The organism is Sutcliffiella halmapala (genome assembly GCF_050107295.1).
Classification (GTDB): domain Bacteria; phylum Bacillota; class Bacilli; order Bacillales; family Bacillaceae_I; genus Sutcliffiella_A; species Sutcliffiella_A halmapala_A.
On the sequence record NZ_JBNIKR010000001.1, the window covers coordinates 543,347 to 559,680 of the forward strand.

Here is a 16,334-nt window from a genome sequence, read left to right on the forward strand (position 1 = left end):
AGATGGGATTATTTTTTTATTTTGAAATGATTAATTGAAATACCCGAATGTAGATTTGAATCGAAAGACCTAGAAAAATAAAGTAATAAATCCTGTTTAATGGAATATAATGATAGTTGATAGAAATCTACTAATCTGTAAAATGAAGTAATCGAGATTTTTTGAATGAACAACATGATATAACAATAGGGGAGTCCTGAATGAAAAAGAAAATGAACTATTTAATGTTACTTTTAACGGCCATGTTGATGTTTGGTTGCACCAACGTAGAAGATGCATCCAATACAGATGGAGAGATAGACTCACAAGAAGTAACCACAGTTAATACAGATGATAATAGTGAAAAAGAAGAAGCTGTCACTCCGGTTGTTGATGAAGAACCAGAGGTAGAGGAAACGCCAACGCAACCAAAAAATGATTTGTTCTCGGGATACAAACTTATTGAAGTTGATGGTGGTGATTTGTCTGGATATCGAGAGGCTAACGTCGTCGTTGACATTGGTTATGGGGACCGTGAATATTGGGCATTTACGAATGAATACGGGCAACTGGTACGTGTCATAGCTGATGAAATCATTGTACAAGATGACCTGAACGAACCTGTATTATCGTCTGGCAGATACTACTCTGATGAGGCGAAGGTTCCTGGTGTCGAAAGTGACATTTTAGATGAGGGACATATTATTGCTGATTCTCTTGGAGGCGTATCGAATGCTTATAATATTACCCCACAAGAAAGTACGCTCAACCGACATGGTGATCAAGCTTATATGGAAGAAGTGATCCGCAAAGCAGGTGGGGCAACCAATTTTGAAGCAATTATCACCTATCCGGATACGGAAACTCAGATTCCTTCGAGTTATCAGTATACCTACACTTTAATGGGTAACAGGATCATTGATAGATTTGACAATGTGAACCCTGATGAAGTAAACGCATCACTCGGTACAACTGACAGTGAGCCAACTGATTCAACCGGTTCGGATACAGACGGTGATGTTTCTAGTGTCGATACAAACGGTAATGAACAGGTAACGATCAAAGAAGCAAAAGAAGCAGGTTTCAGTATGCCGATTACGAGTGATCATTGGCTCTATAAATATATGGACGATCCAGATGGTGATGGTCTAGTAGGTGAGTAAGCCCCTAGAACTTTGAGGCAAAATAAATGAACGAAGAAGATTTTTCTCTTTGGACGATTGATAACCATTTGCGAATATAAATAGATTCAAATTGAAAAGCCGCCCACCCTAAATCGGGAAAGCGGCTTCTCTTACTTCTTCAAACTACTATAAACAACCAACCGATCCGAATATTCCCGCACACTCCGATCAAACGTCCCTGTACAAGTAATCAAGTTCAAATTACTCTGACACGAATAATCAAAAATCGCATCAACCGGCGCTTCGCCTTCGCCATACGTTTCTATCCGATCCACTACATAAGTAAGCGATTCCTCTTCTTTGTTAAACACTTGAATCTCATCCCTAGTATCCAGATTCTTTAGCTCAAAGAAAACAGCTGGTCCGTTTCTGCTGTCGACGTGGCCGGAGATGACGGTGTTGCCACGCTCGCCTGGCATGTGGCCTTGGTTGTACCAGCCGACGGTTTCGAAGGATTCGGGTACGCCCATTTGGCCGTTTTCGATGACGCCTACTTGTTCGACGATTGCATCGACGCCTATGCTAGAGATGTCGATGCGGTGTGGTTCGATGATGGTGCGTTCTTCTTTGACTACTTTTCCGTTCTCATTGGTGGAGGGGGTGCGGGTGGGAATGGCTGTTTTTCTTTTTCCGGGGCTGCCGCTTCTGTGGTGGCAGTTTCGGTTTTCTGGGTTTCTTTTTGATTCGCGTTGTTCGCAGTATCGTTTGCGGATGTGCATCCGGCAAGTAGTAGAAGCATGGTGGATACGATGATAAGGTGCTTCATGGTTAGCGACTCCTTTTTGGAATAATAGAAAGAGAGGGAGGACCCTCTCTCATCTATCACTCTATTATTGTTGGTTTCCAGTTTTTCTTCTAGCGATCACTGTCATGGCTACTAGAGCAGAGATGACTCCTGCAATGCTCCACATGATAGCCGGGTTCATGCCAGTTGTGGCTGCTCCACCCATACCGGCATTCGGCATGTCGGATGGTTTTTCTTCAGCAAATTTTTCAGGATGTTGGTCGACAATCGCACCTGCCATCATTTCGTCTACACCGAACATGTGCGCATAAGCTTCACGGATGGTGTTGTAGGCAGTTTCATAGTCGCCTTCGTTATAGCTGTTGAATGCCTTCAGTAACTCATCGATATGCATTTGCAATCCTGCTTCAAGGTCTTCTGCTTTCAGTCTTCCTTCAGTTACTGTTTCAAGGAGCTGCTTGCTCCACTTTGTACTCTTCAAGCTCGGCCAATGCCATTTCTTTACCTTCTTCGTTCGCTTCAGCAGTTGCTACTACATAGTCTACAAAGTAACCGATATGGCTGCTCCAGATCTTTTCGAATTGTGCTCCTTTATGATTTGGTTTCAACTACCTAACGCACCGGATCAAAATCTGGATCACTTTTTTCAAAAAAATTTTAAAAGTTTTTTAATCCGATATTCAAAGTAAATGAAAAGGAGGCATGTAGATATCATTAATAACTATTGACTCTTCGATATTTTGAATGCGATTACTTGCAAGGAGGTAGCATCGCCCTCTCCGTCTGGTGAATAATTAAATACGTAGCTATTTGAGACTTTATAAAAATATACAGACTTAAAACATTGTAGTAGGATTAGGCAACATTTTGAGAGGAATAGGATACCGGTCGGTTTTTTATTTGTTGCATAATAATAAAGTCTCTACTTTTTCTATATTTTTTTTTGAATAATATCCAAGGTTCTAAATACCTTCCACTTGATAAATAGAAACATAAGTTGCTAGTCCCTAATAATAGTCGTTACCTTTGGTAAAACACTATTTACCATAAACACAGCAAAACATCCCAGATTCTATTGCAAATTTGACTAGAAGAATAGATAAAAATACGAAAAATTGCAGGAGGAAAACAATATGAAAAAACTACTAATTCCGTCTGTTGCATTGGTGATGTCCCTCACTCTTACGGCATGCAACACCAATAATGACACAAATGGGGTTTCCCAACAGGTGCCATCAGGTGAAACTTCCCAACAGGAACAAACTGGTTATGACCGTGAACTTGTTGAATTCCCTGAGAACTATGATAAGGGTGTGAACTACACGACAGTCCATCGTGGAAATGTCAGAGAGGAACTTTACACGAGCCGAGAAGCAATCGAAGCAGTGCAGAACGGGGAGTCATTTCCAGATGGCACTGTAATCACTCTCGAAATATATAGGGATGAAGAGCTTGATGAGATCTTCGTGATGGAAAAGCGAACTGGATGGGGAGGTCAAACACCGGAAGGGACACCAAGTAACGGAGATTGGCAATTCCAGGAATTCAATGCAGACAGGTCGTTGGATTACGAAGAAGATATTGGACGCTGCTTTTCCTGCCATGCGAATCAAGAACGGGATGAATATGTTCACACATTGGATGAAATGGAGAGTTTTGATCTCGAAAATTTAACAGGGTCAAAAGACGGCAGTACAGAATCCCAAATCAGAGGTATCCCTATCGATCAATGGGAGGTAAAAGAGGATTCAAAGAATAATTTGCTTGGAAGTAGCTCAATGGAAGAAGAAGAAAAAGCTGGAATCATCCAAAAGGTTCTACTAATGATTCATTTTAATTAAGTGACAGAGAATTGAGCATGTGAACGGCAGTCGATTAAAAAGAAAGGGGAGAAATTCTTGAAATCCAATATGTTAATTAGGCTGGTCATTGATCTTTCTATGACAGTACTGATGTTAGTAGCAATGGCTTACCAGATTACCGGAAATACAATCCATGAACTGGTAGGAGTTTTATTGTTTTCGTTGTTTATTGTCCATAATATTTTAAATCGACGGTGGTATACGACGATTTTTAAAGGAAAGCACAATTTACGACGTATACTGAGCATTGCGGTCAATTTGCTCTTTCTTGTATCTATGGCTGTGGTCATGATAAGTTCAGTGCCAATATCCCGTGACCTATTTGCTTTTATACCTATAAACAATAACATGAGTCTTTTACAGATTCATATTATGACTTCATATTGGGGATTTATCTTAATGTCTGTGCATATAGGAATGTCCTGGGGAACAATTATCAATGCAGTACGAAAGATGAGGGGAATTACTAGTACCAATCGTATCCGTACAATTGTATTACGTGTATTAGCGGTCTTGATTGTTGTATATGGTGTGCAGGCTTCTTTTGAGAGAGATATGTTTTACAAGTTAACTGTCTATAATCCATTTGGTTGGAATAGTGATAAGTCCGCTATGGGATTTTTAATAGATCATCTATCCATCATGGGAATATATATTTGTGGGACTCATTATGCTCTTAAATTTGTTCGGAAGCAGCATAAGGTTATGGAGATACAAAGATAGATAAATTTCAGAATGAAGAAGTGCATTGATCAGGAAGTAGATTAATGCACTTTTTTATATTATTTAATGTTTAGCTGCCACTATAATTGAGACAGTTCATTGGAAGGGAAATTAAGGTTTTACACTTTGTTCATTTTGCTCCCTTAGGAGCTTTATATCTTCTTTTGGTGGTAAACCAAACATGCGCGAATATTCACGACTGAATTGTGATGGACTCTCATAGCCTACACGGAAGGCAACATCTGCTGCATCCGATGACTCGGTTAGCAACAGGCTTCTAGCTTCTTGAAGTCTTAGTTGTTTTTGGTATTTGATTGGACTCATCGCAGTCACCTCTTTAAAATGCCGATGAAGTGAAGAAACACTCATGTTTGCTATTTCCGCAAGCTCCTCGATCTTAAAAGATTTTTCATAATTAGTCATGATATGTTCAATCACGTCACTGATTTGCTGGGTAGCACTTCCTTCTATTGCTATTTGTTTTAACATACCACCATGTTCTCCTTGCAGAACCCTGTAGATGATTTCTTTCACGAATAGAGGAGCAAGTACCTTGATGTCTTTCGGCGTATCTAGCAACCGGGCTAATCTTGTTACCGCGTCTAGCATAGATGACTCTATCTTGCTTACAGACATACCTCGTTTGGTATTTTCCTTCTTCTCAAATCCCATTTGGAATTCATGTAACACCTCCAATATTTCACTCGGTGTAAATTCAAGTTTGAGAGCAAGATAAGGAACTTCGGAAGAGGCTTCAGTGACTTGTCCGGTTATTGGCAGCTTCACGGATGCAACTAGGTAATCGGCAGGACCATACTGATAACGCTCCTGTGACAGCAATACCTCCTTCATCCCTTGAACGACAATGCATAAGGAAGGCTTATTAACTCCATATTTTGGTCCAGTATCATGAGAATAATGGGAGAAAAATAAAGACGGAATAGCCGTCATTTGAGTTCCGTCCTGTCCTGTATGGCCATCTATGATTTTGGCGAGCTCAATTCTTTGTCTGTATAATTGTTCAAACATAAAATCCCACCTCTGTTTTCTTCATCCTCGATGGACCCATTATAAAACTAATTTACTATCTGCGTAAATGGTTGTAGGAGGATTAGGCAATAATTTGATAGGAATGTGATACCAGTCACTTTTTCATATGGTGCATAATGAGACACAGAAAGCAATGAACAAGAGTTGGGATTAAAGTGACAGTTATATTAAATGGGAGGATTTCATATGCAAAAAATAATTTTGAACAATGGTGTTGAGATGCCTATACTAGGCTTTGGTGTATTTCAAATAACCGATGAAAAAGAATGTGAACAAGCTGTTTACGATGCACTTATGGCAGGTTACCGTCTTATTGATACCGCTGCCTCTTATCTAAATGAAGAAGCAGTCGGCAAAGCAATTAAACGCAGTGGTGTAGCAAGAGAGGAACTGTTTATCACTACGAAATTATGGGTGCAGGATACAGGCTATGAACGGACAAAGAAAGCATTTGAAAAATCGCTTGAAAGACTGCAACTGGATTATTTAGATTTGTACTTAATCCATCAGCCATTTGGCGACGTTTACGGCTCATGGGCTGCGATGGAGGAATTGTACCGCGAGGGTAAGATTAGAGCAATTGGAGTTAGCAACTTCTATCCGGATCGTCTGACCGATTTCATGATTCATAATGAAGTTGTACCTGCTGTAAATCAGGTTGAAACGCACCCTTTCAACCAACAAATTGAAAGTGCTAAATTGTTGAAAGATAACAATGTTCAAATAGAGTCGTGGGGACCATTTGCTGAAGGAAAAAATAACATGTTCCAAAATGAAGTATTAGTTTCAATTGCTGAAAGGCACAACAAATCCGTTGCACAGGTTATCTTGCGATGGTTGACACAAAGAGGAGTTGTTGCAATTCCGAAGTCGGTTCGTAAGGAAAGAATCATCGAAAACTTCAATATCTTTGACTTTGAATTAAGCCAAGAAGATATGGAGAACATTGCTGCATTAGACACGAAAGAAAGCCTGTTTTTTTCCCATAGGGACCCTGAAATGGTGAAGTGGATCGGTACTCGTAAACTTGATATTTAATGTACGAAGGAAGGTGTTGAATCCATAAAAAAGCGTGTGAATTCTACACACGCTTTTTCCATTATTATAGTAAGATGTATGATGGTTTTGCAGGATTTTCCTTTTTCAACGGAATTCCTAGGAGGGCTAAAGCTTGTTTATACGGTTAAAAAAATTATTTGAAATCAAAGGATATAGTTTATTTGTCATTTGTGTGTTGCTGGTTGGCTTCGGAATTTCGATTACGTTGCCATATTTAGCCCTGTATTGTACAGAAGTACTTGGAATGAGCACAGGAGCCTTTGGCGCTTTCATTGCAATCAGTTCATTGGGCGGCGTCTTGGTAAATACACTCATCGCGAAACGGTCAGATAGCGGGTTAGATCGAAAATGGCTGATTATTACAGCATTGCTTTCGTCTGCTTTAGGATATGCTTCGTATGTAGTGTTTCAAAACTTCTTTATTTTGCTGATTGTTGTAACTGTTTTTAATGGTTTTGGAGCTATTGCGATGCCGCAAATCTTTTCCTACGCCCAAATATCTGCAAATGATAGTAAATCCGACGACAAGACTTTTGCGATATCTACATTACGCTCACTGGTCTCCTTTGGTTTTGTATTAGGACCGTTAGGCGGTACATTGATTTTGGCAGCGTTAGGGTACAAGGGACTCTTTTTGGGAACATCCACTATTTTTCTATTAATTGCTTCTCTTATGTTCATGTTTTTGCAAAAACGAACATTTCAGCATACAAACAAGAAGAAAAAAATGGTGTCACCGAAAAACAGACTCGTCTGGCAGCCGATGATTGCCTTTATTTTTCTGTTTGCGCTTAATGCCATTAACGCAATTATCACTCCGTTGTTTATTGTAAATGAAATTAATGGTACATATTCGGATGTCGGCTTGGTGGTTAGTATTTGTGCAGGTTTGGAAATTCCCATAATGATTGCGCTTGGTGCATTTGGCAAAAAAATATCGAACCATACCCTGCTAATAATCAGTTGTTTTATCGCGGTTAGCTATTTCGCTGTTCTAGGAGTATCAGACCATTTATGGCAGCTAATAGCAGCGCAGTTTTTGCAAGCAACGTTTGTGGCGATTGTCATGGGCAATGGACTAAGTTATTTCATGGATCTGCTACCAGATTCACCTGGAGTAGCAACAAGCATTTACTACAACGGATCTATTATTGGGAGGTTAGTGGGGAATTTTGGCGGTGGAATGATTGCCCAGTATGTAGGGTTTCGTGATGTTTATTGGGTGTGTATTTTCATTTCGGTCTTATTGATTATTATCTTATGGACAACAAAGTCTGGTGAAAAATTAAAAATATCAATCAAAACCTCTCACTCCTGTTAATTTGCAATCTTTTGATACGATTACTGGCTGATCTAAGAAGATAAATAAAAATGGAACTTAGTGTACGTAGATCTTGTAACGGAGACTAGAAATCTTAATAAACGAAAAAACTCGTCAAGAAAATGTTGACGAGTTTTTTTAGTGGACTTAAATCAATCAATATCTCAAATGACGAGTAGTCGTTTCGATCTGTCATTCCTTTTATATGGGTATATAAAGGTGAAAAAAGATAGGGCATTATTGTCAATTAAAAAACCGAATCGATTCAATCAAAAATCCTGTATTGTTAATATTTCTGAATAATAATACTATTTAGACTAGAAAAACAAAGGAGGGATTTTAACCAAATTATAAACTAGGAAACTTTAGTAGATTTAACAAAGTGAAAATTGAGAGGAGTTCACCCATCTTGGCCAAAAAGATTAACTTGTTTCATCTTAAGTTACGGTTACTAGTATCCTTCATGTTATTAATCAGTATAGTCGTTCCGTATACTACTATCGCATATGGTAATTCAGTAGGCAGTAAGCCAATCTCAGCTATTAAAAACGTTTCGGTTGAAAATAAGATAGATTCTAAGCTTCATAAACAATTTAAGGATCAGGATCAGATCACATTTTTATTAAAGTTTGAAGAGCAGGTTGATACAACTAGAGTAGCAATCGAAGCGGCAGAAAAAGCAAAAGAACAGAAACTCACGGAAGTAAGTGCAAAACTTCAGGTCCGTTCTGCCATTGTTTCAACATTACGAAATACTGCAATGGAGACTCAAACTGGAGTAATTGAATATCTAGAGGAAGCAAAGCTAAAAGGCAACGTGGAAAAGATCCAACCTTTCTATGTTGTAAATGCAGTAGCAGTAACAGCAACAAAAGATGTGATGGACAAATTGGCTACATATCCGGAAGTTGCAAAGATACTGCCGAATGAAACGCGGCAATTAATTACACCTATTCATAATAAGAAAACAACATCTGCTGCAAATTCATCATCGGTGGAATGGGGAGTTGAACGAGTAGGGGCCCCTCAAGTATGGGATATGGGAATCGATGGAGCAGGTATCGTGGTAGCCAGTATTGATACAGGTGTTCAGTGGGACCATCCTGCTTTAATGGAAAAATACCGTGGTTACAATCCAGCGAATCCAAATCAGGCAGATCATCAATTAAACTGGTTTGATGCCGTCGGGGGAAGGGAAACTCCATATGATGATTTAGCTCATGGTACTCATACGGTTGGGACCATGGTTGGCTCAGAGTCTGATGGAAGTAACCAAATTGGTGTGGCCCCAGGTGCACAATGGATCGCTGTTAAAGCATTCACTGCACGCGGTGGAATGGATGTTGACTTGCTCGAAGCTGGAGAGTGGATATTGGCACCGAAAGATGCTGAAGGTAATCCCCATCCTGAACTGGCTCCAGATGTAGTAAACAACTCCTGGGGCGGCGGGCCAGGTCTGGACGAATGGTATCGCCCAATGGTCCAAAATTGGCGGGCAGCCAATATCTTCCCTGTTTTTGCAGCAGGCAACAACGGTGCTAAGGAAGGGATTGCATCACCGGCAAACTATCCTGAATCTTTCGCAGTAGCAGCAACGGATCATGACAATACCTTAGCATATTTCTCATCCCGTGGACCAGGACCATATGATGAGACGAAACCAGATGTTTCAGCACCTGGTGTAGACGTTCGTTCAGCTGTACCAAACAATAATTATGATCTTATGAGCGGTACATCAATGGCTACTCCTCATATTACAGGAATTGTTGCGTTGTTAAAGCAAACAAATGCATCCTTGACAATTGACCAAATTGAGGACATTCTGACAGTTTCTGCCATCCCGTTGACAGACTCAGAATATTCATCTTCACCAAATTACGGTTATGGGCATGGGTTTGTTAATGCTTATAACGCGATAAAAACATTAAATAATGGAACTGGAAAGGTTAAAGGTGTTGTTGTCCATGACGGGAAAGACACGACCAACCCCACCTACCAGCATACCTCTCCTGATTTTGTATACGACCAGGTAGTGCTGCCGTTAACAGTGGAAGTACAAGATAACATCAGCGTAGATACTGTAGAAATTCAGTATTTAGTTGATAAACAATGGAAGACTGTACAAGCAACTCGAACTGCCGGAGACTTTAGAAACGGGACCTATCAAGCTGTAGTTCCAGGAGAGGATATAAGGAAAGGTAGTACATTTATGTATAAGTGGAATATCGTAGATTATGGTCAAAATCAAGTAACATCTTCCACTTATGATGTCGAAGTGAAGCCTGCAATCACAATTGGTTATTTTCAAGATTTAGAAACTGTTCCTGAAGGCTGGTATTCAGAAGGATGGAATAACGATTGGGAATGGGGTAGCCCAGTAGGGGGACCTGGACAAGCTTATTCAGGACAAAAAGTATATGGAACCAATGTGGATGGTCCTCACGCTGATGATTCGTATTCTTATCTCGATATGCCTCCTATCGACCTTCCAGAAAGTGGTGATTCCTACCTGCAGTTTAAGCAGTGGTATCACATTAGTCCAGATGGAGTCGACGGATCAACAGATTTTGGAGCGGTCATGGTCTCTACCGACCGTCAAAACTGGAAAATCCTAACTAAAACGGAAGCCACTAAATTTCATGAAAATGGGGTACCTATTGAGTATACTACTGATGATTGGGTAGATGCAGAAGTTGATCTTTCTGATTATGCTGGAAAGCGGATTTATATCAGCTTCTTTATGAAAACAGTGCTAACAGGATTTGATTGGGAACCTTTTGATGGCTGGTACTTGGATGACATAGCTTTAACTGATAAATCTCTAGTAAATAGTAAAGAAAAAAATACTGAAAAGACAACAGGAGAAATCCATACGAAAAAACAATCAAACAATAGTATCTTAGCGCCAACGGCTACAATGGTTCAACATACATCTAGTCATCCAGATGTATTGCCAATCGGTGCAAAGGTAACGCTTGTAGACTCTGGATACTCAGTTGCAACTAATCCGGCAAATGGAAGTTACTCCATCACACATAACGCAGGGGAATTCACTCTTCGTGCTGAGGCCTATGGTTTTCATTCTTCAGACCAAGCTGTTTCAATCCCAAAAGACGGAATCGTCGAAGCAGACTTTAATCTCAAACCTTTGGGAGAAGGAACAGTAGAAGGGGTAGTCAAGGATCAAACGACAGGGAAACCGATATCAGATGCTATCATCTCATTAGTTGAGGATGCAGCAATTACACCTGTGAAAACGGATAGTAAGGGAAGATTTACGCTCACTGCCTATGAAGGTACCTATACGTTACATGTGTTCAAGAAAGATTATGTGTATAAAGAATACGCTATTACACTCAAGGCGAAAAAGAATACAAAACAAAATGTCGAATTGAATAGATTTATCGGGTTTCCCGGAGAAATCGGCTATGATGATGGAACATCAGAAAATTCATGGCATTGGTTCGATGCAAACAACGGCCTTGCTGTTCGAATGTCTTTGGAAGAAGGAGTCACGAAATCTTGGCTGACAGGCGGACTCTTTAAGGTTAATACAGAATGGCCAGACCCAGGCTCAACTAGATTTCAAGTAGAGGTTTATGATTCAACGGGTGTTAACGGAGCTCCAGGTAAAAGAATCGCAGGTCCGATTGAAGCAACTGCCCAGACTGATGGGGAATGGACTCATGTCGATTTAGCGGATAAAAACATTTTTGTCACTGGAGATTTCTATCTAGTCTATGTACAGCCTGAATCTTATGGCACAGGTACATTACCAAGTCTCTATAGTGATAATGATAGCCCGTTCCATGACCGAAATTGGTTTTTGAATAATTCAAATTGGGTACAAAATACGGAACCAGTATATGGAAACATGATGATTCGAGCAGTCATGAATAATGCGATCTCTGCGCCTGTTATTGAAACACCACAGGATAATACGTATACGAATAAAGAAAAGATTATGATAAAGGGAACAGCAATACCTGCAAGCACGGTTACGATTCAAAGTAACGGCAAAAAAGTCGGATCCGGCAAAAGCAAACAGGACGGTACCTTCAACATCTCAGTTAAATTGAAAAAGGGATTGAATACGTTAACCGCCGCTGCCTTGACGAAAGAAGGAAGTACGGATCCATCTGCTCCAGTCAATATTATTTTAGATCAGAAGAATCCTAAGTTAACGATAGACAAGATAAAAGGCCATTTTGAAGAAGGAGATGAGGTCACCGTACGTGGTACGGCAAAAGACGAATATTTGGATAAGGTTTTCATTCAGGGAGAAGAAGCAGAAGTAGATTCAAAAGGAGCTTTCCTCCATCGAGTAGTGCTAAAAAAGGGGATCAATACTATTGTCGTAAAGGCGATTGATAATGCTGGAAACATAGGGAGAAAAACGATTCAAGTTAAAGTCAAATAAATTGTTGTCCAGTTTGAAATTTATTAAGTCAAAGGGAAAGTAATAGATTGTTTGGGACAGTTCACTGATTTAAAGATAGGTGAACTGTCTCTTAAATTTGAAATCATATTGTTAGTTTTAGTCTGTTAGAACTATTTTGTTATATACTTTACTTTTAATGAAGTTCATAAACGTTTTAGAGAATTTATTAAAAGATTTGTAAAATATTTCGAATGGTATATTATATGAGTTTTGCTTTAAAATGGATTTACATATATCAAAGGAGTGGATGGGGAATATTGGAATTGAGACAACTAGAACATTTTATGGCTCTTTGTGAAGAAATGCACTTTACAAAGACTGCTGAAAAATTAAGAATTGGGCAACCTACTTTAAGTTACCAAATGAAAGCACTAGAAGACGAACTAGGAGTTCGTTTATTTGATCGCTTAGGGAAGAAAATAGGTATTACAGAATCTGGTAAAATTCTCCTTGAACACAGCAAAATGGTATTCGCTAATTTAGAAAGTGCTAAAGAACAAATAGGAGAGCTTCAAAATGTCAAAAGAGGAAAACTTGTAATCGGCACCTTGTCAGGAGATCTAAATCATATTGCATCCACGGTATTGTTAGAATTTCATTCCCTATACCCAGATGTACAAATACAGATTTTCTCATTAGATGATGTAGTTGAAAAGGTTATACAAAATGAATTTGATTTGGCCTTGACGCTTATGCCAGGAAAGGATGAAAGGTTAACAAATATTTCATTATACGAAGAAGAATTTTTCTTAGCTGTACGAAGGGATCATGTTTGGTCAGATAGAAATGCCATAGATTTTAAAGACATTCAGCACATACCCTTGATATTAAATCCTAAAGGTCACTGTTTTAGGCAATTACTAGATGCTGAGTGTAGTGCATCAGGAATTCAAATCCGGCCAATCATTGAATCAACCGATTCAATGTCAATTTTGAATCTAGTTAAAGAAGGGATAGGGGCTACTATTATATCTAATACACTTTTTTCTCTGGAAAATAAAGGGGAATTGAAGGCGATACGGATTATGAATCCAGCTATTATTAGGGAAGTCACCATCGTGCACCATAAACAAAAACACATTGGGAAAGCAGCAAAAGGTTTTATTGATTTATTGATTTCACATGTGAATAGATTTAATGTAGGTGTTTATAATCATTTATTAGGTATTAAATAAAAGAAATTTAGTATATATTTTTAAAAAAACTATATATAAATTCCGTTTTTCGAACAATTCAATTCAAGTCAATTCATGCTTTCAATGCTAGAAAATTAATCTCGCATTAGAACTATAAATCCGTAACTTACCTATTAGTAAGTTAATTTATGGAAATGGATAACAGAAAAATTGAGTGTGAAAGAGAGTTAATAATCGCTCTCTTTCTTTTTATTCGACAAATCTATCGCACCTGCCATCATTTCGCCTACACCTTACATAGTCGCCTTCGTTATAGCTGTTACAATCCATGAGCCTCTGCATTCGCTACTCCATACGCTGGTAGTAATAACCCAACACTTAAAAGTACGGCATTTATTGCTTTTTTCCAGTTCACATTTTTCTTCATCTACAAACACTCCCTTATGATTTGGTTTCAACTACCTAACGCACCGGACCAAAATCTGGATCACTTTTTTTGAAAAAAGTTTTTAAAAGTTTTTAAAATCGATTGTGAAAGTAAATGAAAAGGGGAATCAGTTAAGGAAGTTGCTGCTTTATTTTGGAATTCTAGAATATTTACAGGTAAATAATAATGAGTTAACAATTAAACTACTAGGCTCCGATATACTAGTAAAGTAATCATTTTAATTATATTTAAAGGAGTTGGAAGAATGAAAAGGTATTTAAATCTATCCTTGGTTTTTGCCCTCGTACTCTCGTTTTTTGTTCCTGTTTATGAAAAGGAAGAAAAAGTGCATGCTACAACTATTAATAGCGTGGTTATTAACGAAATTGCATGGATGGGAACGTCATACAGTTATACAGATGAATGGGTGGAGCTACATAACAACACAACTGAGAGCATTGACTTAACAGGATGGTCGTTAAACGCTCAAGATGGTTCTCCTTCTATCATGTTAGACGGACAAATCCCTGCTAATGGATTCTTTTTATTAGAAAAGACGGATGATAATTCAGTAGTAGGTTTAACTGCTGATTTACTTTACAGTGGTTCTCTTGGAAATAGCGAAGAGATTTTAGAGCTGCGTGATGCAAGTGGGATTTTAGTGGATTCTGTAAATGCTTGGTATGGTGGTGACAATACTTCTAAGGCCACGATGGAAAGAGTAGACACGAATGGTTCAGGAACGGTTGCTGAAAGTTGGGGAACAGCGACAGAAGTTTATGATGGAGGATATGGTACACCTGCTAATAGCTCTACAATCAATAGTGGCGGTTCTAATGAGGGCCCAATAGGTGATAACATATGCGGCGATACAACTGAACATGTAAACAACGTATCAAGCGAATTGTTTGCGATTAATGTTTACTTCAATAAATGTGCTTTTACTGATTATGCTTCAACAGGGAATCTAGCTAACTATAACGTTAATCTTGAAGACCGTTTGATTGAGAGGCTAAATCAAGCTACAACAAGTATTGATTTTGCTACTTATGAAATCAATTTACCTCGAGTGGTTGATACTTTAATCAATAAAGCAGCAGAAGGGGTTGATGTTCGTGTGATTGCGGATGCAAAGGATGCTACAGACCCTCATTATGCGGATCGTTTTAACACCATGAGATTATATATAGAAGAAATGGTTCGGGGGAAAGATGGTATTGTTGATACGAATGATGATATTCACGTTTTCTCTGATTCCGCTATGTTAGCAGTAGAAGATACGACCTTAAGAGAGAAACATGGATTACCGTCTGTTCCAAGTGATTTTGCATACGGAACATACACAATCGGAAACACAGATCACACTGGTTATTTATTTGTTGACGGCGAGCAAAAGACAGATGGAAATTACTACTCCCCTGGTGTCCAAATGCACAATAAGTTTGCGGTGGTAGATGATACGTGGGTATTTACAGGTAGTTGGAATTTTACCGTCACTGGACTATATGGTTCAGAAGAGAACATGGCAAATGGTGTGCTAGGTGGAAATCAGCAGCATGTAGTAGAACTTCATGCCCCAGAAATCGCAAACGCATATGAAACAGAGTTCAATGAAATGTGGGGTAGTGATACATTGATACCTGACCCTATGGTTTCTAATTTTGGAACAGGAAAGACAGACAACACGCAACATTTGTTTGATGTAGGTGGGAAAACGGTAGAGGTTTATTTTTCTACTGGAGACGATGCGTTGGGCCGTATGAGGGAATTGGTTAGAAATGAAGCAGACATTAACACCTACTTCACCATTTTTGCTTGGAGTGACCAAGGGCTTGTAGACGAACTGAAAAATAAATATGAAGGCTCTTACAATGACTTAGAAGGAACGCTTACTGGATTTGATGTGAAAGGGTTGTTTGACTATAGTTTCTGGAATCAATGGTGGAGTGCTAGTGTAGATATGACAGGCCGTACAGCTAGTCAGACGAGTGTAGATAACCCAAACACTCGTTGGGCCAATCCTGCACCAGTATATAAAGCTAATGAAGACCGAAAACTCCATAGCAAAACCATGATAATCGATGCGGATACAACAAGTGATCCAACGGTAATTGTAGGTTCAACAAATTGGAGTAACAATGGAAATGATGTGAATGATGAAAACATGCTAATCATTCACGATGCACAAGTAGTAAATCAATTTGTTCAAGAATTTAATGCACGCTACCTGAGTGCTGGTGGAAGTTTAGACTAGAATAGTACCTTTACTAGAGCACGAAAGTACGACCTTCAATGGTCGTGCTTTTTATTGTGTGCCAGGCATGGCAACTATCATAACATTAGGCTATAAGACTTTATTCCGCAATCGATCGCATTTCTTCAATAAGAAGAAATGCATTTTTTAATT

At 38.9% G+C, this 16,334-nt stretch carries 13 protein-coding genes; 8 read left to right on the forward strand and 5 right to left on the reverse strand.

The window, feature by feature from the left end:
* Window positions 1–200: 200 nt before the first annotated feature.
* The gene (locus ACQCT5_RS02610) at window positions 201–1,142 is read left to right on the forward strand and encodes a DNA/RNA non-specific endonuclease (RefSeq protein WP_499638711.1); all 942 of its coding nucleotides are present in this window, start codon (window positions 201–203) and stop codon (window positions 1,140–1,142) included.
* A gap of 131 nt (window positions 1,143–1,273) precedes the next feature.
* On the opposite strand, the gene ACQCT5_RS02615 is transcribed toward ACQCT5_RS02610, so the two are convergent.
* The 4 genes from ACQCT5_RS02615 to ACQCT5_RS02630 all read right to left on the reverse strand — a co-directional run bounded on the left by ACQCT5_RS02615 (window position 1,274) and on the right by ACQCT5_RS02630 (window position 2,516).
* Complete coding sequence (locus tag ACQCT5_RS02615; protein ID WP_499639093.1) at window positions 1,274–1,777, reverse strand: class F sortase; 504 nt, start codon at window positions 1,775–1,777, stop codon at window positions 1,274–1,276.
* Window positions 1,735–1,929 carry a hypothetical protein gene (locus tag ACQCT5_RS02620; protein WP_499639102.1) on the reverse strand — a complete coding sequence of 65 codons (195 nt, stop codon included), beginning with the start codon at window positions 1,927–1,929 and terminating at the stop codon, window positions 1,735–1,737. Before ACQCT5_RS02620 ends, ACQCT5_RS02615 begins: the two co-directional genes overlap by 43 nt.
* A gap of 64 nt (window positions 1,930–1,993) precedes the next feature.
* Entirely contained in the window at window positions 1,994–2,389 is a 396-nt protein-coding gene (locus ACQCT5_RS02625) for a hypothetical protein (RefSeq protein WP_499638713.1), read from the reverse strand.
* Window positions 2,355–2,516, reverse strand: coding sequence for a hypothetical protein (locus tag ACQCT5_RS02630; RefSeq protein ID WP_499638715.1), 162 nt, complete (start codon window positions 2,514–2,516; stop codon window positions 2,355–2,357). The genes ACQCT5_RS02625 and ACQCT5_RS02630 overlap by 35 nt, the downstream gene beginning before the upstream one ends.
* 525 nt (window positions 2,517–3,041) lie before the next feature.
* On the opposite strand from ACQCT5_RS02630, the gene ACQCT5_RS02635 reads away from it, so the two are divergent.
* On the forward strand, window positions 3,042–3,749 hold the full coding sequence (locus ACQCT5_RS02635) for a cytochrome P460 family protein (RefSeq protein ID WP_499638717.1): 708 nt from the start codon (window positions 3,042–3,044) through the stop codon (window positions 3,747–3,749).
* A gap of 57 nt (window positions 3,750–3,806) precedes the next feature.
* On the forward strand, window positions 3,807–4,493 hold the full coding sequence (locus ACQCT5_RS02640) for a DUF4405 domain-containing protein (protein ID WP_499638719.1): 687 nt from the start codon (window positions 3,807–3,809) through the stop codon (window positions 4,491–4,493).
* 111 nt (window positions 4,494–4,604) lie between these two features.
* Here the strand turns inward: ACQCT5_RS02640 and ACQCT5_RS02645 are convergent, their stop codons facing one another.
* Window positions 4,605–5,522 (reverse strand): AraC family transcriptional regulator, encoded by a 918-nt coding sequence (locus ACQCT5_RS02645; protein ID WP_499638721.1) that lies wholly within the window; start codon window positions 5,520–5,522, stop codon window positions 4,605–4,607.
* A gap of 207 nt (window positions 5,523–5,729) precedes the next feature.
* Here ACQCT5_RS02645 and ACQCT5_RS02650 point away from each other — a divergent pair, with 207 nt between their 5' ends.
* The 5 genes from ACQCT5_RS02650 to ACQCT5_RS02670 all read left to right on the forward strand — a co-directional run bounded on the left by ACQCT5_RS02650 (window position 5,730) and on the right by ACQCT5_RS02670 (window position 16,181).
* Window positions 5,730–6,581: an aldo/keto reductase gene (locus ACQCT5_RS02650; RefSeq protein ID WP_499638723.1), complete on the forward strand. Its 852-nt coding sequence runs from the start codon at window positions 5,730–5,732 to the stop codon at window positions 6,579–6,581.
* A 133-nt stretch (window positions 6,582–6,714) separates the two neighbouring features.
* Window positions 6,715–7,923, forward strand: coding sequence for a sugar efflux transporter (locus ACQCT5_RS02655; RefSeq protein WP_499638725.1), 1,209 nt, complete (start codon window positions 6,715–6,717; stop codon window positions 7,921–7,923).
* A gap of 409 nt (window positions 7,924–8,332) precedes the next feature.
* Window positions 8,333–12,343: a S8 family serine peptidase gene (locus ACQCT5_RS02660; protein ID WP_499638727.1), complete on the forward strand. Its 4,011-nt coding sequence runs from the start codon at window positions 8,333–8,335 to the stop codon at window positions 12,341–12,343.
* 284 nt (window positions 12,344–12,627) lie between these two features.
* Window positions 12,628–13,539: a LysR family transcriptional regulator gene (locus ACQCT5_RS02665; RefSeq protein ID WP_499638729.1), complete on the forward strand. Its 912-nt coding sequence runs from the start codon at window positions 12,628–12,630 to the stop codon at window positions 13,537–13,539.
* Window positions 13,540–14,192: 653 nt separating this feature from the next.
* Window positions 14,193–16,181 (forward strand): phospholipase D-like domain-containing protein, encoded by a 1,989-nt coding sequence (locus ACQCT5_RS02670; RefSeq protein ID WP_499638731.1) that lies wholly within the window; start codon window positions 14,193–14,195, stop codon window positions 16,179–16,181.
* Window positions 16,182–16,334: the final 153 nt, after the last annotated feature.

Coding starts and splice junctions, on each gene's coding strand:
- ACQCT5_RS02645 (WP_499638721.1), bottom strand. CDS start 5,522: ATGTTTGAACAATTATACAGACAAAGAATTGAGCTCGCCAAAATCATA.
- ACQCT5_RS02620 (WP_499639102.1), bottom strand. CDS start 1,929: ATGAAGCACCTTATCATCGTATCCACCATGCTTCTACTACTTGCCGGA.
- ACQCT5_RS02635 (WP_499638717.1), top strand. CDS start 3,042: ATGAAAAAACTACTAATTCCGTCTGTTGCATTGGTGATGTCCCTCACT.
- ACQCT5_RS02670 (WP_499638731.1), top strand. CDS start 14,193: ATGAAAAGGTATTTAAATCTATCCTTGGTTTTTGCCCTCGTACTCTCG.
- ACQCT5_RS02610 (WP_499638711.1), top strand. CDS start 201: ATGAAAAAGAAAATGAACTATTTAATGTTACTTTTAACGGCCATGTTG.
- ACQCT5_RS02650 (WP_499638723.1), top strand. CDS start 5,730: ATGCAAAAAATAATTTTGAACAATGGTGTTGAGATGCCTATACTAGGC.